Origin of the sequence: Kurthia sp. YJT4 (assembly GCF_030219945.1) — a bacterium.
GTDB lineage: Bacteria > Bacillota > Bacilli > Bacillales_A > Planococcaceae > Kurthia > Kurthia gibsonii.
The window spans coordinates 1,265,811-1,282,192 of sequence record NZ_CP126689.1; the positions used below are offsets into that span (position 1 = coordinate 1,265,811).

The 16,382-nt window shown below is 35.4% G+C and carries 19 protein-coding genes; 11 read left to right on the top strand and 8 right to left on the bottom strand.

What is annotated here, in order from left to right:
• Positions 1 to 190 precede the first annotated feature (190 nt).
• Positions 191 to 679 carry a hypothetical protein gene (locus tag QN089_RS06150; protein ID WP_068453858.1) on the top strand — a complete coding sequence of 163 codons (489 nt, stop codon included), beginning with the start codon at positions 191 to 193 and terminating at the stop codon, positions 677 to 679.
• A gap of 218 nt (positions 680 to 897) precedes the next feature.
• Here QN089_RS06150 and QN089_RS06155 read toward each other — a convergent pair whose 3' ends face one another.
• On the bottom strand, positions 898 to 1,242 hold the full coding sequence (locus tag QN089_RS06155) for a hypothetical protein (protein ID WP_068453856.1): 345 nt from the start codon (positions 1,240 to 1,242) through the stop codon (positions 898 to 900).
• 139 nt (positions 1,243 to 1,381) lie between these two features.
• On the opposite strand from QN089_RS06155, the gene QN089_RS06160 reads away from it, so the two are divergent.
• From QN089_RS06160 to QN089_RS06170, 3 genes are all read left to right on the top strand, one after another.
• The gene (locus QN089_RS06160) at positions 1,382 to 1,795 is read left to right on the top strand and encodes a DUF1284 domain-containing protein (protein ID WP_285216257.1); all 414 of its coding nucleotides are present in this window, start codon (positions 1,382 to 1,384) and stop codon (positions 1,793 to 1,795) included.
• Positions 1,796 to 1,945: 150 nt separating this feature from the next.
• On the top strand, positions 1,946 to 2,170 hold the full coding sequence (locus QN089_RS06165) for a hypothetical protein (RefSeq protein WP_285216258.1): 225 nt from the start codon (positions 1,946 to 1,948) through the stop codon (positions 2,168 to 2,170).
• 111 nt (positions 2,171 to 2,281) lie between these two features.
• Positions 2,282 to 3,304, top strand: a complete 1,023-nt coding sequence (locus QN089_RS06170) for an alpha/beta hydrolase (RefSeq protein ID WP_285216259.1) — start codon at positions 2,282 to 2,284, stop codon at positions 3,302 to 3,304.
• Positions 3,305 to 3,410: 106 nt separating this feature from the next.
• On the opposite strand, the gene QN089_RS06175 is transcribed toward QN089_RS06170, so the two are convergent.
• From QN089_RS06175 to QN089_RS06185, 3 genes are all read right to left on the bottom strand, one after another.
• Entirely contained in the window at positions 3,411 to 4,319 is a 909-nt protein-coding gene (locus tag QN089_RS06175; RefSeq protein WP_285216260.1) for an EamA family transporter, read from the bottom strand.
• 52 nt (positions 4,320 to 4,371) lie between these two features.
• On the bottom strand, positions 4,372 to 4,857 hold the full coding sequence (locus tag QN089_RS06180; protein ID WP_285216261.1) for a nucleoside 2-deoxyribosyltransferase: 486 nt from the start codon (positions 4,855 to 4,857) through the stop codon (positions 4,372 to 4,374).
• Positions 4,858 to 4,976: 119 nt separating this feature from the next.
• On the bottom strand, positions 4,977 to 5,246 hold the full coding sequence (locus QN089_RS06185; protein WP_285216262.1) for a hypothetical protein: 270 nt from the start codon (positions 5,244 to 5,246) through the stop codon (positions 4,977 to 4,979).
• A 301-nt stretch (positions 5,247 to 5,547) separates the two neighbouring features.
• On the opposite strand from QN089_RS06185, the gene QN089_RS06190 reads away from it, so the two are divergent.
• The 3 genes from QN089_RS06190 to QN089_RS06200 all read left to right on the top strand — a co-directional run bounded on the left by QN089_RS06190 (position 5,548) and on the right by QN089_RS06200 (position 8,602).
• Positions 5,548 to 5,745 (top strand): DUF6501 family protein, encoded by a 198-nt coding sequence (locus QN089_RS06190; protein WP_068453836.1) that lies wholly within the window; start codon positions 5,548 to 5,550, stop codon positions 5,743 to 5,745.
• Between the two features lie 75 nt (positions 5,746 to 5,820).
• Positions 5,821 to 6,684: an AAA family ATPase gene (locus QN089_RS06195; protein WP_068453835.1), complete on the top strand. Its 864-nt coding sequence runs from the start codon at positions 5,821 to 5,823 to the stop codon at positions 6,682 to 6,684.
• A gap of 10 nt (positions 6,685 to 6,694) precedes the next feature.
• Positions 6,695 to 8,602, top strand: coding sequence for a vWA domain-containing protein (locus QN089_RS06200; protein ID WP_285216263.1), 1,908 nt, complete (start codon positions 6,695 to 6,697; stop codon positions 8,600 to 8,602).
• Between the two features lie 46 nt (positions 8,603 to 8,648).
• Here QN089_RS06200 and QN089_RS06205 read toward each other — a convergent pair whose 3' ends face one another.
• The 3 genes from QN089_RS06205 to QN089_RS06215 form a co-directional block, all read right to left on the bottom strand.
• Positions 8,649 to 9,824 carry a toxic anion resistance protein gene (locus QN089_RS06205; RefSeq protein ID WP_068453833.1) on the bottom strand — a complete coding sequence of 392 codons (1,176 nt, stop codon included), beginning with the start codon at positions 9,822 to 9,824 and terminating at the stop codon, positions 8,649 to 8,651.
• A gap of 3 nt (positions 9,825 to 9,827) precedes the next feature.
• Positions 9,828 to 10,460: a 5-bromo-4-chloroindolyl phosphate hydrolysis family protein gene (locus tag QN089_RS06210; protein WP_068453832.1), complete on the bottom strand. Its 633-nt coding sequence runs from the start codon at positions 10,458 to 10,460 to the stop codon at positions 9,828 to 9,830.
• 92 nt (positions 10,461 to 10,552) lie between these two features.
• Positions 10,553 to 12,277 carry a globin-coupled sensor protein gene (locus QN089_RS06215; protein WP_285216264.1) on the bottom strand — a complete coding sequence of 575 codons (1,725 nt, stop codon included), beginning with the start codon at positions 12,275 to 12,277 and terminating at the stop codon, positions 10,553 to 10,555.
• Between the two features lie 119 nt (positions 12,278 to 12,396).
• Between QN089_RS06215 and QN089_RS06220 the strand changes: the two genes are divergently transcribed.
• From QN089_RS06220 to QN089_RS06235, 4 genes are all read left to right on the top strand, one after another.
• Positions 12,397 to 12,690: a DUF1033 family protein gene (locus QN089_RS06220; protein WP_285216265.1), complete on the top strand. Its 294-nt coding sequence runs from the start codon at positions 12,397 to 12,399 to the stop codon at positions 12,688 to 12,690.
• Between the two features lie 212 nt (positions 12,691 to 12,902).
• Complete coding sequence (locus QN089_RS06225) at positions 12,903 to 13,103, top strand: cold-shock protein (protein WP_068453826.1); 201 nt, start codon at positions 12,903 to 12,905, stop codon at positions 13,101 to 13,103.
• A 107-nt stretch (positions 13,104 to 13,210) separates the two neighbouring features.
• Entirely contained in the window at positions 13,211 to 13,411 is a 201-nt protein-coding gene (locus QN089_RS06230) for a cold-shock protein (RefSeq protein ID WP_068453824.1), read from the top strand.
• 185 nt (positions 13,412 to 13,596) lie between these two features.
• Positions 13,597 to 14,634, top strand: a complete 1,038-nt coding sequence (locus tag QN089_RS06235; RefSeq protein ID WP_068453822.1) for an LCP family protein — start codon at positions 13,597 to 13,599, stop codon at positions 14,632 to 14,634.
• A 91-nt stretch (positions 14,635 to 14,725) separates the two neighbouring features.
• Here the strand turns inward: QN089_RS06235 and QN089_RS06240 are convergent, their stop codons facing one another.
• Positions 14,726 to 16,330: an ABC-F family ATP-binding cassette domain-containing protein gene (locus QN089_RS06240; protein WP_285216266.1), complete on the bottom strand. Its 1,605-nt coding sequence runs from the start codon at positions 16,328 to 16,330 to the stop codon at positions 14,726 to 14,728.
• Positions 16,331 to 16,382 lie beyond the last annotated feature (52 nt).

Here is a 16,382-nt window from a genome sequence, read left to right on the forward strand (position 1 = left end):
TTTTATCATAAAAATAAAGCGAGAGTATGAACATTACATATGTCATACTCTTTTTTAATGTTGAAAGGGTTTACGCATGAAAAAGCGAATAGTTTATATACATGAATATTTTTTGATTATATAAATAATGGGTTATGGATAAATAAGAGAGGGGTATAAGATTATAAAATAAATATAAAGGGGTGGCAGTGTGAGAAAAGCGTATGTCGGAATCATACTTCTTATAGGCACGCTTCTACTAGGTGCATGTAATGAAACAACAACGTCACACTCTATTCAATACGGAAAAATCATTCAAAATGACGAAGTAGAATTAACACATACATTACGCAACGAGCAAGTATACGAAAAAATTCACGAAATTTTAAAAGAAGCTACAAATGTTGGGATGTCTGAAGATGAGCTCAGTCATTTTTCATCACAATACATTCAATTTAAAAATACACGACAAAATATGCTGATTGCGAATTATTATCTCTGGGAAGACCGAAAAAATCAGCGTTATATTTGTCGCCCTTTTTATGAATCCAAGTATTTATTTTATGAAGTAACGGCTCACAATTATCGAGAACTAAAAAAACAAATAGAGAAAGTGAAAAAGAGTAAAGAGAAATTAGATAAAGATGAAACGGTCACTAAAAAACAACCTGAGCAAACACCTAATTTATTAGGAGATTGAAATAATAAAATGAACTCTCCATTACGTTAAATCGTATGGAAAGTTCGTTTTTTTATTATTTGTGTTTAAAATATAGTCTTTTAGGGGTATATAAAAAACATACCACCTTAGATGTAATAGGTGTAGTAATTTTTAAAGCCAACTCCTCTTGCTTTAAAAATGCTACAGTCTCTTATTACCTCATAACTTATTTTGACCCTTGCTCGTAGGGTCCTTTTTTATGATTTAGACTGCGGATAGAGTGCATCGACTAACACATAGATAATGGCTGTTATAATACTCACGATTAAAATAGGTGAACCGATAAAAGGTAGTGTGCCTGCAATTAAATAAAGTAGCACACGGATCAGAATTTTCACGACTTGATAATCGAAAATAGCAGCGATTCGTTCGATGATATACGATGCAAGCAAGCCATACGTCATTAATAAAATCATAATGAGACAAAAAATAAACCACACACGACTCGGCTCCATTGAATTCCAATAATAAATCTTCGTTGCAATGGTTGATAAAATACTAGTAATAATCGTAATGATTATTCGCTCACGTAAAGAATGCAAGAGCATCAACCTCCCATCTTCTATTATACGATAGAATCCCTTCAGAATCATCACAACTTTATCTTCCATATTGTACTTCGAATCGTAAAAGTGTAAACTTATTTATTGTATCAGTTTACATAAAAGGGGGATGCTTTTCATGATTCATTTAAGAGGACATCATTTACTTTGCTTAGTCGGCTACAGAGGAATGGGTTATTCAGAAGAATATGTAGAAAATATGACACGTATTCATCGACAACTGCGTGCAAGACCGACGACACTTGTTCGATTAGTAAAAGGTATTGATCATCTATGCGAAAAATATCCAAATAGCGGTGAATATCATTGTTTAAACGAAGAGATTTTCAATCAAGACGCTTACATTGCAGAAAAGTTGGGCATTCAAATTGGACAACTCGTACCATGGTTCGAAGTTGAAAGAAGATTGAAAAAGTATATTCAACCGACAGACATTGCAACAATTTGTGAAAATTGTTCTTGGCGTTCCTACGGGGTTTGTGAAGAAGGAATGGAGAGGATTCATAAGGGAATTTCATTATTTGATGTATAAATCATAAGGGAATTAGCACTTGAATTATGGATAAATATTGTAAAACAATAGATTTCGAACTAGTCAAAAGTACTCTATAGAATAAAGTGAGAATATGCGATAATAGAATGCGAACATACGTTCATTTTCATATTATATTGGAGGTTTAGTATGACAACTTTCCTTTTCAAACGCTTAAATCAATTATTTGGACTGAAAAAATATATTGTTGTTGCAGTAGAAAAAGCCAGTGGACAATCAAAACAATTCGTTGTGGTATCACGTAAGCAACACGCAGCAGTTTCAGAAGTGAGTAAACAACTTGATTTACAACAGTACGACGTAACAACTTATACAAAAGTGCAATATGCACATATGTTAAAGTTAAAATATTAAGAAAAAGAGAGATTCAGTTAAGTTGAATCTCTTTTTTTGTTACATATAAAAAAAGAAACAATAATAGATGGTTTTTAGTGAATAGTGTTATGATACAGTGGGGTGAGAGTTATGAAGTGGGTGAAACGCTTTTTAAAATGGTACATAGGTTTAAATATTATACTCATTGTAGGACTAATTGTCGCGACAGAAGTATCACCAAAACCGGGTACGGCGATGATTCGCTATGTTTTTAATCGAGAAGTACCGATTAAAGACGTCGGAAATTTTAAGAAAAGTGAAGAGGTAGTAAACGTACAAAAAAATATGCATTATGATTCGAAGTATCCGCGTAATACATTTGATTTATATACACCGAAAGATATGAAAAAGGGCGAGAAGTTACCTGTTTTAATTTGGTTACATGGTGGTGGTTACTTAGCAGGGGATAAGTCACTTGCAAAAGAGTTTGCGACATATGTTGTGACGAAAGAGCGAGTAGCTGTCATTTCAATGAACTATGAGTTAGCGCCTGAATTGCGTTATCCAGGGCAAGTGGAACAAGTGAATGATTTGTACAAAACACTGATTGCTTCACCTGAAAAATGGGCAAATTTAGATTTAACAAAACTTGCATTTGGTGGCGATTCTGCAGGTGCGCAGATTGTAGGGCAGTATGTTGCGATTCAAACGAATCCAACGTATGCAAAAGAGATGAACATGAAACAACTTGTACCGAAAGAACATTTAAAAGCTTTCATTTCTTATTGTGGTCCACTCGATTTGCAGCAAATGAAGGATTTACCGAAAAAAGAGGTACTAATGAAATTCTTTGCACGAACCGTTGCATGGGATTTAATTGGCGATAAAAATTGGAAAGATAGCCCGGTTGTGACACAAGCTTCATTGACTGAGCATGTGACATCTGACTTCCCACCAAGTTATGTAACCGATGTAAACGGTTTTTCTTTCTTACCGCAAGGGCAAGCGTTTGTAAAAGAGTTAGTGGAGCAAGATGTCCCTGTTCAGTCGTTATTTTATGCGAATGAAGAACAGCCGATTTATCATGAATATCAATTTAGCTATGATACAAAAGAGGCGCAGCGCTGTTTAGCAGAAACACTTGCATTTTTAAAAGTAACTTTAAAAGATTAAGAAAGAATAGAGACATAAGTGTATGAACACAAAAAACGGAATCACGCTATCGAGCGGTTCCGTTTTTTTTGAACTCTAAAAAGAGAAGTGAATAGCCTCTTTCATTTTATAATTCATCTGCATAGCCGAGTAAGACGATACCGACTAAGATAATGCTGATGACAAAATATTGACGCGTTGATAATTTTTCTTTTAAGAAAATGCGCGATAAGATAATAGAGAAAATACAGAATGACGAAATCAGTGGAGCAGCACCAATTGCATAAGCAGCAATAGCATAGACATAGAAGAATTGGCCAGCTGTTTCGAGTAATGCCGCAATTGTTCGATCTCCTTGTTTGAAGATGTTGACAACTTCATTTTTTACAGCTGCTAAGTAAGCCCAGTAAATAACTGCTACGATGAAGAATGTATATTCATAGGCGATTAACGCTGCATCTTCTGATAATAGTTTCGTCTTGTCTAAGACAACACCATCTGCAAATGTTCCTAAGCCATCTAGTACAGCATAAAGAAGTGGGAATAGTAAGGCAAAGAAACCAAACTTATATTTCTTCTCGATGACAACGCCAGATTGATGGCGAATTAAATCATCTTGTTGTTTTTCAAGTACAGCAATCCAAATAACACCGATACAAATAATCGAAATACTTACATAGTGTAACCAGTTATTATCACTTGGATAGAAAATAGATAGTAAAATGACGGTAATTGCACCTGAAGAATTTTGAAGTGGTGCGACAATTGATAATTCCAAATAACGTAAACCAACATATCCAAACACCATCGAAGAAATATAAAGTGCAGAAACAGGTAAATACGTAATCATATCATCAAGATTCAATGATAAACCTTTAACGAGCATATAGATGGTTGCATGCGCACCCATGACAAGACCAACCATGATTGTAATTTTAGCATGGCTATTGCGGTCGGCAGGATCTGACCCTTTTTTGTAGAACAAGTTGGCTGCGCCCCAACAAGCCCATGTTAACATTGCATATAAAAACCACATAAATAAAAAAGACTCCTCTATCTTAATAAAATAAACGAATGCATGAGGAAAGTTACGACATGAATTGTTTTTTTAGTTCGACTGTTAATTCATCAATTGTTGTACAAACACAGCCATTTTGCTTAATTAAGCCAACAACGAATAAGTTGCGATAGACGAATTGATTTTCAACAGCGTCTGTTCGTAGTGCTTCAATTTTCTTCATGTTGTCGCGCCCTTGTTGTCTTGAATCTGTAAATACAGCGAAAATAGGACGATTTAACATCGAAAAAGCACCGATTTCTGCTGCAACACCACTGTCGATTTCAACACCGTCGATGACTGCTATTAAAAAGTCACTCATTTTTAATGCTTCAATATCTGCGTATGCAATCTGCTCACTATTTGCAAATGCTGTTTTATCATTAATTGCATCATTTTCTTGTGGTACGTATAAGTCGACGTTTGGTAACGTGTGACGAACTGCTTTTGCAATCATTTCGTTCACTAAACGATCACCTAAACTAAATAATCCATTCGCTAAATAACCTTTCAACATCTTGCATAACCTCCGTTCTGTTCTATTGTATGTTATTGTGTAATAAAAAAACAAGCATCTATGCAAATTTTGAATTGAAAGAAAAAGAGAGACGCCAAAAAAGAAGTCTCTCTGTTTTACTATTTGCAATTTAATAAAATCAAACCTTTATCTTGTGTGTGTAATTGGGCGTGAATCGTCGCTGTTTTTAATTTGCTCATCACTTCAGGCGATACGCCAATTTCATAACCTTCTACTTCGATAATATGATCCGTATCAATTAGCGTATCAATATCTGCTCCAATCGTAAAATCACCCGACTGATAAATACCATAAAAACGTAATTTTAAGGTTTCTTCATTTGCGATGGCTTTTTGAATAAATGCTTTTCCTGCCTCTGTCAATTTCAACGATAAGTCACATTCCTTTCAAAGAAAAATTATTTTACACTCTTTTTCCACTGAAAAGATAGTAATAAACCTTATTTGCGTGTCAGCCATTCTGAAAAAATGAAAAATAGAATGATGAATGAAAAAGCGATAATGAAGAACCAAGTTGGAACACTACCGAACATTAATAACATATTGAACCTCCAAAACCATTGTTTTATCTAGCATAGCATGAAATGAAAAGGGCGTAAAAAAATTAACACATTTCTCTAAAAATGAGTTAGAATAAGAGAGTAAATGCGAGTAGAGAGGTTGTTTGAACATGATACATTTAAATTGGAAAGATGCACCAACAATTAAAACGGTCAAATGCGAACATACAAATGCAAAAAAATATTTAGTATCGAATATGCTAACAGTAGGTAAAGAGTATGAAGTGAAAAATGAAACAGACGAGTTTTATTTTGTAGTTGATAACTCAGGCCACGTCGGTGGTTACTACAAAGAATATTTCGCATAATTGAGCGATTTACAGAAAACAGCTCCTCCGTCTCATCGGGGGAGTTTTTCTTTTTTAGAATAGGGGGAAGCGACGATGCACGAACTGATTGAACAAGAAATTGTAAAGCGTACGAAAGACCATGAAAATAATGAGTGGCAATCACTTATTCCAGAAGGTGGTTATAAATCACCGGATGCTTATTTATACGAAGATATTCTATTAAGTGTCGTACTGAAAAAAGCGATTTTACTAAAGGGTCCTTCTGGTTCAGGGAAGACGAAATTAGCAGAATCGATTGCGGCATTATTTGAACAACCGATGCATAGTATTAACTGTTCGGTTGATTTAGATGCGGAAAGTTTACTTGGTTTTAAAACAGTTGTACAAAAGGAAGGACAGACATGGATTGATTTTGTGGAAGGTCCTGTTGTAAAAGCGATGAAAGAAGGACATTTCCTTTATATTGATGAAATTAATATGGCAAAACCTGAAACATTACCGATTTTGCATAGTGTATTGGATTATCGCCGTATGTTGACGAATCCATTTACAGGTGAGGTTATTCAAGCGCATCCAAACTTTGGCGTCATTGCCGCAATTAATGAAGGATACATCGGGACAACACCGATGAATGAAGCGCTAAAAAACCGTTTTGTTTCTTTTGCGATTCCATATATTACAGGTGAACAATTAGCGGGATTAGTGGATGAATACTTCCCGACGATTCAAGCAACTTTAAAAAATAGTATGCTGTCACTTGCAACAGATTTGAGAAAACAAGCAGAGAATGGTTTAGTGAGTGAGGAAGCAGCGTCGATTCGAAGTTTATTAGATGCGATTGAGTTAGCGCAATACATGTCACCCATTCGTGCAGTGCGATATGCCATTGCAGAAAAATTAGATGATGCATCAGAAAAGCAGTTAGTTATTGAATTAGCAAAAACATGGATGGAGTAGGTGATTCGATATGGCAGAGATGAGTAGATTTATTCAATTTAATAATGAACAAATCGATGCAAGACAGATGATTACCTATGAGAATTTAGCACAGGCACTTTCGGGAAATCCACATATTCATCTAACAGAACGACAATTAATGGAATTCAATCCGAAAGAACAAACGATATCCATGTCTGTATTTTGGCGTCATCGAACAGCTGAACAAACGCATTTAGGCCGTTTATCTGATATTTATTTACTAGCAGAGGGATTTTGGCGTCATTTTTCACAAAGAGCTTGGCATGAATTTCAAGAAGAAATAACAGAGCTGAACTATCCGAAGTTTTTCGAACAACAGCTTATTATGGCAGAAGAATTTCGTTTGATGGAGTCTGTCGCCAAAAAACGTCCAGGTACAAAAAAAGCTTTTCGATTGCGTGCACAAGCCTATTTAGCGACATACCAACATCAAATTCATGTGCATCATCAAAAAGGCTTTCTAGCAGAAGCATTATTAAATTATTTTTATATCGCTCTACATGAAGGTAGTTTGCGCTTACCGACAGGTGGAATATTCGACACATTTGGCGATTTACTATATAAATGGCAGCACGTATTCGATAGCCAATCGACAGAGGAAACGATTCGTATCATTTGGGCACTTGTACCGCAGATTGAAGAAATTCTAAAAAAAGATATTCAGTTGGATGTCTACGCTTTACTAGATCAGTTGGAAGCAGTACCTTTTATTCCAGATCATGAACATGATGGTGTTTGCGGGATGGAAGAAGGCAGTGATGAAGCTAAAGAAACAATCGAAGAAACTTTTAGAAGTTGGCATCGTGAATCACAAGATGATACAGGGACCCATTTACGCTTTGAGTTAGAGCGGGGAAACGAAGGGAAATCTTTATCAGATGAAGCAGTGGAAGGACAGGATGGTCAACCACCGACAGAAGTTGGAACGGGTGGCGACGTCGATGCGACTGCTAAACCACAAAAAGAAGAAAGCTTAGCAACAAAATCACTAAAAAAGAAATATACCAAGTCTGGTGAAGTATTTGGACGTGAACATGAACAAGTAATCTATCAAGAGAAGATGATTACTACACATGGAGAGGACATCACACCAAAATCGGTCATGGAAAAATGGCGATTACAACAAGAGCCGATGGTACGCGCACTTGTTCAAGAATTACGAAAACGCATGGCACAAAAGAAGATGAGTCGACGAACGCATCTTAGTTATGGTCGTTTAGATTCAAAACAACTTTTATCATTTGTTACAGAGAATCACCCACGTCCTTTTTATAAAAAAGATGCACCTTCTAAACCTCTAGATGCTGTATTTGGTTTATTAATTGATGGCTCGGCTTCTATGATGGATAAAATGGATGAAACAAAACAGGCCGTTCTATTATTCCATGATGTACTGCGTTCACTTGAGATTGCGCATGAGATGACTTTATTTTATGAAGATGCTTATGAAGCGACAAAAGAAGTGCAGCCGAATACATTTGAATGGATTCATCGTTTAGAGGACGGGGCAGTAGATGCTAGTGAAAAAATTGCAGCGATGACATCGCATGAAGATAATCGAGATGGCTTTGCGATTCGCTGGATGACAGAGCGTTTAAAGAAGCGACCTGAAAAACATCGCTTTTTACTTGTTTTTTCCGATGGGGAACCTTCTGCTTTTGAATATGCACAGAATGGTATATTAGATACTGCTGAAGCTGTTATTGAAGCAGAGAAGCAAGGGATTACCGTATTACATCTATTTTTAAATACATCAGAACCGAGTGAAGAGCAACTTCAATTATTTTCAACCATCTATGGTAGACAGTCTATTGTCGCAAGTGATGTAGCGCAATTTTCAGATATGACACTTCGCATGTTACGAAAAGTTTTATCACTCGTTGTACAAAGTATGTAAAAAAAAGGAGTCATTCCTCTATGACGGGGAATGACTCCTTTTCATTTTAATAGCCTTGTTGTTTCGTTTGAATCGAAAGTAAACGCTGTTTTAAATCTTCTTCCATACGACCAATTTCAATTTCAGCTTCACGACGTTTTTGACGTCCTTCTGCTTGAATTTGTAAAGTTTCTTCAATCGTCGAAATTAAGTTCTCTTGTGTTGCTTTTAATGTTTCGATTTCTACGATACCACGCTCATTTTCACGCGCTGTTTCAATCGTGTTCATCTTCAGCATTTCAGAGTTCTTTAATAATAAATCATTTGTTGTCGCAGTTACTTGTTTTTGCGCTTCAACTGCTTTACGTTGATTATTCAATGTAAGAGCGATGGCAATCTGATTGCGCCAAAGCGGAATTGCTGTCATAATCGAAGATTGAATTTTTTCAGCTAATGTTTGGTTCGTTTGCTGAATCATACGGATTTGCGGAGCAGATTGAATCGTAATCTGGCGCGATAGCTGTAGGTCGTAAATACGTTTTTCTAAACGATCGACGAACTGTGCTAAATCATTTACTTCTTGAATCGCCATTTGATCATTCGATTTTTCAGCTTCTGCACGTAATTTTGGCAAAATATCGTTCGTGATTTCATCGCGCTTTAATTCAGCTGCAGCGATATAGACATTTAATGCTTCAAAGTACGTTTTGTTTTGTTCATATAATTGGTCGAGCATTTGAACATCATCTACAAGACCGCGTTTTGAATGTTCAAGTTGCACACCAATACGGTCAATCTGTGTACTCAGTTTTTGATACTTCGACATCATTTCTTGAATCGATTTTTGCATTTTACCAAAAAGTTTACGTAAGCCTTTTGGTTTGTCTTGATGTAATTCTTCAGGATCAAGTTCATTTAATTTTGTCATTAAATCTTTCAAAATATCGCCGACAGGCCCAATATCTTTCGCCTGTACATGGTCGAGCATTTTATTTGAGAAGCTCGATAAAGCATTTTGTGCATTTGCACCATACGTTAAAATTGCTTCATAACTACCTGTTGGAATTTGAGAAGCTAATTGACGTGCTTTTTCTTGATCTTCAGGTGTTAAACGATCTAATTGGCGAACCGGTGCATCTTTTTGAATTTCTGGTTGAATCGTTTGTTGCTGTGGCAGAGGATTCATCGTAAATGGATCTGCCAGTAAATCATCGACTGATTTATTTGACTGATTTTCTTGCATAGATTAAGACTCCTCCTTCGAGCTGCGCTCACTTCGTCGCGTCACAAAATCAAGCTCGACTTTTAATTCTTCGATATCAGCTGCTAAAATTTGACGAAGATCTTTTTCTAATGACACAAAAAGATCTTCAAGTGCATCACGTGTGCGTTGGAGTGCAAGATGCATCTCCGTATCTTTAATCGGCTGTTTCGATAAATAAGCATATTTCTCCGTTAATTCAGCAGCAGAAGGTAGGTGAGAATAGAAAAAGATTTCTGCTTGATAGAATTTCGGAGGGTTTGCACGCACAATTGAAATAATGCGTTTTGATAAACGACTCATCTCAAATAAATGTTTAAAACCTGAAATTGAACGAACGCGTGTCGCCATTCGGTTAAAGTTGTAAAGTGATTCTCGCGCCTCTTGAATCTGCGCTTCGATGTGATTATATTCTGATTTGGTAAGACCAAATTGCTTTCTTTTCTTGTATCGTTGATAGACTTTTATAATAAAGTTGCTCGCCATGTAAACGAGCGCGGCGATTACAAGACTAATCCAAAAGCCCAAATGGAATCCTGACATCGCAATCATAAATGTAACAGGTATCGTTACAAATGAAATGAAGTAGCGTAATGCTGTATGTCCAGCGTGTAACATGTAATTCCCTCCTTACACTCTTTTGTTAATATACGTTTTAAAATGTAGAAGGTTTCAATTCAAAATATTTTCTTTTGAAATAATTTGTCGAATTATTGACCACGTTGTAGTTCAATCTTGTGAATGAGTTCGTCAATTAATTCTATCACATATGATGATGCTTCTTCTAGTTTAGACAAGCACTGTTCAGCTGTACGTAAGTCGTTGTGTGAATAAGCAGTTGCAGCTTGTTTTGCTAGTTCATGTACTTGTGCATGATACGTATCTAATTGTTGATATGCGGGCTCATTCGCAAAACAAGCACGTGCTTTTTCTGAGTTGTACCATTTACCTAAACGACAATCCATGTGCGAAGACACATCTTCAGGACGGATATGTTCTAAACCTAAGAACATATTATATACTCTCCATTTCCATAAAATATGATCGGCTTTTGATAATTGCAACAGCGCATAGCTTGAAAGCTGTACATTTGCATTATTGACAACACTTAGACGGAACGCATCAATTTCTTTGCTTAATTGATGTACACCAATAGAAGTCGATTGTCCAAGTTCACGAATATCTTGTTGTAAATCGGTAATCTGTACCATACGGTTAGAAACATCATCAATCGCAATAGACTGTTCTTCAGAAATCGAGGCAGTAGTTTTAACTGCATCGTTGATATCTGAAATCTCATCGACAATTCGATTTAGAAGTGGAAGTGACTCTTTTGCTTCAGTAGTAGCTTCTTTAATAATTTTTGTTGTACTTGTAATCGATTCTTGAACCGTATTTGAATATGATTTTAAATGCTTCACATTCGTAGATACTTCTGTTAAAGCAGATACCGTATTTTCTGCAAGCTTACGAACTTCTTGTGCAACAACTGCAAATCCTTTACCATGTTCACCTGCGCGCGCTGCTTCGATTGATGCGTTTAGTGCTAGTAAATTCGTTTGATCAGCGATTTCATTAATCAAAGTGACAACATGTTCAATGTCACCGACACGTTTTTGTAATTCGCTAAATGACTCAACAATTGTAGAGAATGTTTCACCTGTTTTCATAATTTCATTTAAAGCACCACCAATTTCATTTTGTGAATGAAGTGCATATTCAACTGATTGGTTTGTTTTTTCTGAAATTCGGGTAGAAGTACGTGCAATCTCTGCAATCGAAGCAGTAATCTCTTCAGTTGCAGCAGTAGAAGATTGAATCTCGTCTGTTTGGCGATCTAGACTATAAATTAAGTCTTTCATATACATGATTTTAGAGTTTGTCTCAATTAAACGGACAATTTCAGATATGGATCTTTCAAGTGTGCTCTCTGTAAAAGATTCAAATAATAATTGTTGATCGACATTCACTGCAGATTGAAATGAGCGCATTAAGTCGAATGCTTTGGAAGGTTTAAACCCAAAGTTGTATAATACGTGTGTTGTCACATAGAATGCGAATTGATTGAAAATCACAATCGTTTTTCCAGGTTCAAATTGATGTTTTCGGAACTGATCAAAGAATTGTAACGTCTCATTTACATAGTGTCCATCGCGATTAGCTGTAAAAAAGTTTACAAGATAATGTTCAATCGTCTCTTCAGCAATTTTATGGTGGTTATCAGGAGATAATTCTGTTAAATATTGTGTGAAAATTTCTTTCATAGATGGAGTTGAACTAGCTAATGTTTCATATAAATAACGTAAATTTTTTTCGTCGTTTGATGTAAAATGATTGAATGCGAGCGTTTTTTGAAAACGTTCAATTGTTTGAATATCAGTACCACGTTCTAATAATTGATTCATTTTAAGTTTTGGGCGAAGTGAAGAAAACATGTATAAACCTCCATTTTTTGGTTAAAGTTTTTTTAGTTATTTTAGCATATTTTAAGAGGATAGTATAGTAAAAAAGATATATTGTCACATAAGTAATTTTTTTAGAAAGTAGGTATACTATGTATAAAGTAATTTACATGAAAGCAGACTATGAGCCATGGTGGCAGTTTGAAGGTTGGGAAGAACATATCGTGACAGAAGTCACATATGATAATGAACAAGAAGCAAGTCAATATTTACAACAATTAATTGAAGAGTTTTCAAAAAAATATATGAATATGATGCATAAAAAAGAGCGTTTTTGGGCTTTTTGGTCCGATGATGAAAGAGAATACTGTGAAAACTGTGCAGATTGTTTACCTGTTTACCATGGGGTAATATGGGAAGTAGTAGAAGAAAATGTCAAAAAATGAAAGAAATTATTGTCAAATATATTCAAATTTATTGACAACATAAAGTGGTATGTTATAATAAATTTAACAAATGAAACTTGTATTACCGGTACTTCTATTCACATATTACAAAAAGTGATCGGGTTTATGTCGGTACTTATTGTAATATGTGAATTTTTGCAAAGGTATAATTAGATTCATATGTTCACTTTTTATTTTGGAGGTTTTTACACATGAAACAAGGTACAGTAAAATGGTTTAACGCAGAAAAAGGTTTTGGCTTTATCGAAGTTGAAGGAGAAAACGATGTATTCGTACACTTCTCTGCAATCCAAGGCGAAGGATTCAAAACTTTAGATGAAGGTCAAGCAGTTGAGTTCGAAGTTACTGAAGGTAACCGTGGACCACAAGCAGAAAACGTTGTAAAACTTTAATTTACAATTACAGAGGCTAGCTTCGGCTAGCCTCTTTTCTATTTCATTTTTTATTTTCTGAATTATTTGTTATTATGGATATAATGAATAGTATGGAGGTTAGATAAATGGAACAAGGTATAGTAAAATGGTTTAACGCGGAAAAAGGTTTTGGTTTTATTGAATCAGAAGAAGGAGCAGATATTTTTGTTCATTTTTCAGCGATTCAAGGTGATGGGTTTAAAACATTGGATGAGGGACAAGCTGTAGAATTTCAAATTATCGAAGGTGAGCGTGGACCACAAGCAGCAAATGTCATGAAAAAATAGTGTACAAGAGAAAATCTTTAAATTAAAAAGAAAACACATAAAAGCAATGTTGTTTTCTTTTTTTAATGTAAAAAAGAGAATTGAATATTATATCATCATAGTGATTAAAGGTATATTTTTATGACAATTAATAGTAGTTTATGATACAATTGGTTTTAGGATAGAAGTTATATGGGGGAATATACATGGGTGCAAAAACAAGAACGTCCAAACGACGTCGAAAGAGGCTGCTGCATGGTTCTTTATGGTTGTTAGTCCTTTGTTTAGCTGTTGTTAGTAGCTACCTGATTTATTCAGTGATATCTGTTAAAGGGGCATTGAACGATTCCAAAGTATCACTACAACGTGAAGCAAATAAGTCAGATTTGAGAGAAAAGGAAGTTTCATATAGTGATGATCCCTTCTCCATTCTATTGCTAGGCATTGAAGATTATGCGAAAAATACAGAAACTGCACGTGCAGATACACAATTAGTCGCAACATTCAATCCAAAAGAAAGTAAAGTGATTTTAACGACTGTACCACGTGATACACGTGTTCAAATTGACAATGCGGGCGAATATACGGGTGTACATAAAATTAACGCAGCAATGACATATGGACAGATTAATTCGTATGGTGGAGAGAAATTACAGTTGGAAACAACCGAAAAATTATTGAATATTCCGATTGATGCTTTTGTAACAGTTAATTTTGATGGATTTCGTGATGTAGTGGATGCACTAGGTGGTATTAATATAGACATCAAATATCCTTTCTGGGAAACAAATGTCTATAATAAACAGCGCATTGATTTCAAAGCTGGCGAGACTCGTTTAACAGGAGAGGAAGCACTTGCCTTTGTGCGTATGCGTAAGCGTGATGTCAATGATGTTTATTCACGTGAACAGCGCCAACAACAGTTTATTCAAGCAACTGTTGAACAGTTAAAATCTGCGAATACATTATTAAAAGTAGGGGAATTAACAAAAATCTTCGGCAAAAATGTGAAAACAAGTTTATCGATTTCAGATTTATTTGCTATCCAAAATCAATATTTAAAGATGGAGAATCTAAAAATCGAATCAAAAGAAATTGAAGGTTATGAAACGCGAATTAATGGCGTTTCGTATTTTGTAGCAGATCAACAGAAGTTACAAAACTTAAGCAAAGAATTGCGTACAGAGTTAAACTTGAATCCAAATGAACCATTCAAGACAAATGCGTCATTTGGTGCTTATTAAATCAAATTTTAGAGTGCATACTTTCGGGTATGTGCTTTTTTTGTATAAAAAAGAAGAAACCACATCATTGTGATTTCTTCTGTATTTTAAATTAATCTAATTTATTTGTTGCTTTCCACTCTAGGAATTCATCATATGTTAATTGCTTATCTAAAATTGAACCGTCTTCGCGGATTTCAATTACACGATTTGCGATTGTTTGGATGAACTGATGGTCATGAGATGTGAAAATCATCGCGCCTTTAAAGCTTGTTAAGCCTTCATTTAATGCTTGAATTGATTCAAGATCTAAGTGGTTTGTTGGTTCATCTAAAAGTAATACGTTTGAATGTGATAACATCATACGAGATAACATACAACGTACTTTTTCGCCACCTGATAAAACAGCAGGTGATTTTTTCACTTCTTCACCAGAGAATAGCATACGACCTAAGAAACCACGTAAGAATGTTTCTGTTTCGTCTTCTGGAGAGAACTGGCGTAACCAATCAACTAATGTTTTTTCAGAACCTTGGAAGAATTCTTCGTTATCTAATGGGAAGTAACTTTGAGAAGTTGTAACGCCCCATTTGTAAGAACCTTCAAAATCTTCATCTTCACCAGCGATGATTTTTAATAAAGCTGTTTTAGCGATTGGATTACCAAGTAAAACAATTTTATCTTCACGATTCATTGAGAAGCGCATATCTTTAAATTGTTGTTCGCCATCTACAGTTTTACCTAAACCTTCAACTGTTAATACGTCATTACCGATTTCGCGTTCCATCGTAAAGTTGATGAATGGATATTTACGGCTAGATGGACGAATGTCATCTAACTCGATTTTTTCTAACATCTTTTTACGAGAAGTCGCTTGTTTTGATTTTGAAGCGTTCGCAGAGAAACGAGCAACGAATGCTTGTAATTCTTTGATTTTCTCTTCTTTTTTCTTGTTTTGATCTGATAACATACGTTGTGCTAATTTACTTGATTCATACCAGAAGTCGTAGTTACCTACATAAACTTGGATTTTAGAGAAGTCAAGGTCAGCGATATGTGTACATACTTTATTTAAGAAGTGACGGTCATGCGATACAACGATGACAGTGTTCTCGAAGTTGATTAAGAATTCTTCTAACCATTGGATTGCTTTTAAGTCTAAGTGGTTGGTAGGCTCATCTAGTAATAGAACGTCTGGCTTACCGAATAAAGCTTGCGCTAATAATACTTTGACTTTTTCAGAACCTGTTAGTTCAGACATTGTCATATAGTGCATTGAATCAGGAATTCCTAAACCTTGTAGAAGGATTGCTGCATCTGATTCAGCTTCCCAACCATTCATATCTGCGAATTCACCTTCTAATTCAGCAGCACGAATACCGTCTTCATCTGTAAATGGATCTTTTGCATAGATGGCATTTTTCTCTTGCATAACTTCATACAATTTTTTATGACCCATCATAACTGTTTCAAGCACTTGGAATTCTTCATATTCGAAGTGATTTTGTTTTAAGACAGCTAAACGTTCATCTGTCCCCATGCTTACATGGCCTTCTTGTGGCTCGATTTCACCAGAAAGAATTTTTAAAAATGTTGATTTACCAGCACCGTTTGCACCGATTAGGCCATAACAGTTACCAGGTGTAAATTTAATATTAACGTCTTCAAATAGCTTACGATCGCCGAAACGAAGAGCTACATTACTTACTTGAATCATGTAAGTACCTCCTTTTTCACAATACCTCCATTATAACACGTCTACATAGGTA

Excerpts from the sequence above, each read along its gene's own strand:
- QN089_RS06235 (WP_068453822.1), top strand. The coding sequence starts at position 13,597 with ATGGGTGCAAAAACAAGAACGTCCAAACGACGTCGAAAGAGGCTGCTG.
- QN089_RS06220 (WP_285216265.1), top strand. The coding sequence starts at position 12,397 with ATGTATAAAGTAATTTACATGAAAGCAGACTATGAGCCATGGTGGCAG.
- QN089_RS06200 (WP_285216263.1), top strand. The coding sequence starts at position 6,695 with ATGGCAGAGATGAGTAGATTTATTCAATTTAATAATGAACAAATCGAT.
- QN089_RS06165 (WP_285216258.1), top strand. The coding sequence starts at position 1,946 with ATGACAACTTTCCTTTTCAAACGCTTAAATCAATTATTTGGACTGAAA.
- QN089_RS06170 (WP_285216259.1), top strand. The coding sequence starts at position 2,282 with ATGAAGTGGGTGAAACGCTTTTTAAAATGGTACATAGGTTTAAATATT.
- QN089_RS06225 (WP_068453826.1), top strand. The coding sequence starts at position 12,903 with ATGAAACAAGGTACAGTAAAATGGTTTAACGCAGAAAAAGGTTTTGGC.
- QN089_RS06195 (WP_068453835.1), top strand. The coding sequence starts at position 5,821 with ATGCACGAACTGATTGAACAAGAAATTGTAAAGCGTACGAAAGACCAT.
- QN089_RS06210 (WP_068453832.1), bottom strand. The coding sequence starts at position 10,460 with ATGTTACACGCTGGACATACAGCATTACGCTACTTCATTTCATTTGTA.
- QN089_RS06205 (WP_068453833.1), bottom strand. The coding sequence starts at position 9,824 with ATGCAAGAAAATCAGTCAAATAAATCAGTCGATGATTTACTGGCAGAT.
- QN089_RS06175 (WP_285216260.1), bottom strand. The coding sequence starts at position 4,319 with ATGTGGTTTTTATATGCAATGTTAACATGGGCTTGTTGGGGCGCAGCC.
- QN089_RS06160 (WP_285216257.1), top strand. The coding sequence starts at position 1,382 with ATGATTCATTTAAGAGGACATCATTTACTTTGCTTAGTCGGCTACAGA.
- QN089_RS06215 (WP_285216264.1), bottom strand. The coding sequence starts at position 12,277 with ATGTTTTCTTCACTTCGCCCAAAACTTAAAATGAATCAATTATTAGAA.
- QN089_RS06230 (WP_068453824.1), top strand. The coding sequence starts at position 13,211 with ATGGAACAAGGTATAGTAAAATGGTTTAACGCGGAAAAAGGTTTTGGT.
- QN089_RS06240 (WP_285216266.1), bottom strand. The coding sequence starts at position 16,330 with ATGATTCAAGTAAGTAATGTAGCTCTTCGTTTCGGCGATCGTAAGCTA.
- QN089_RS06180 (WP_285216261.1), bottom strand. The coding sequence starts at position 4,857 with ATGTTGAAAGGTTATTTAGCGAATGGATTATTTAGTTTAGGTGATCGT.
- QN089_RS06190 (WP_068453836.1), top strand. The coding sequence starts at position 5,548 with ATGATACATTTAAATTGGAAAGATGCACCAACAATTAAAACGGTCAAA.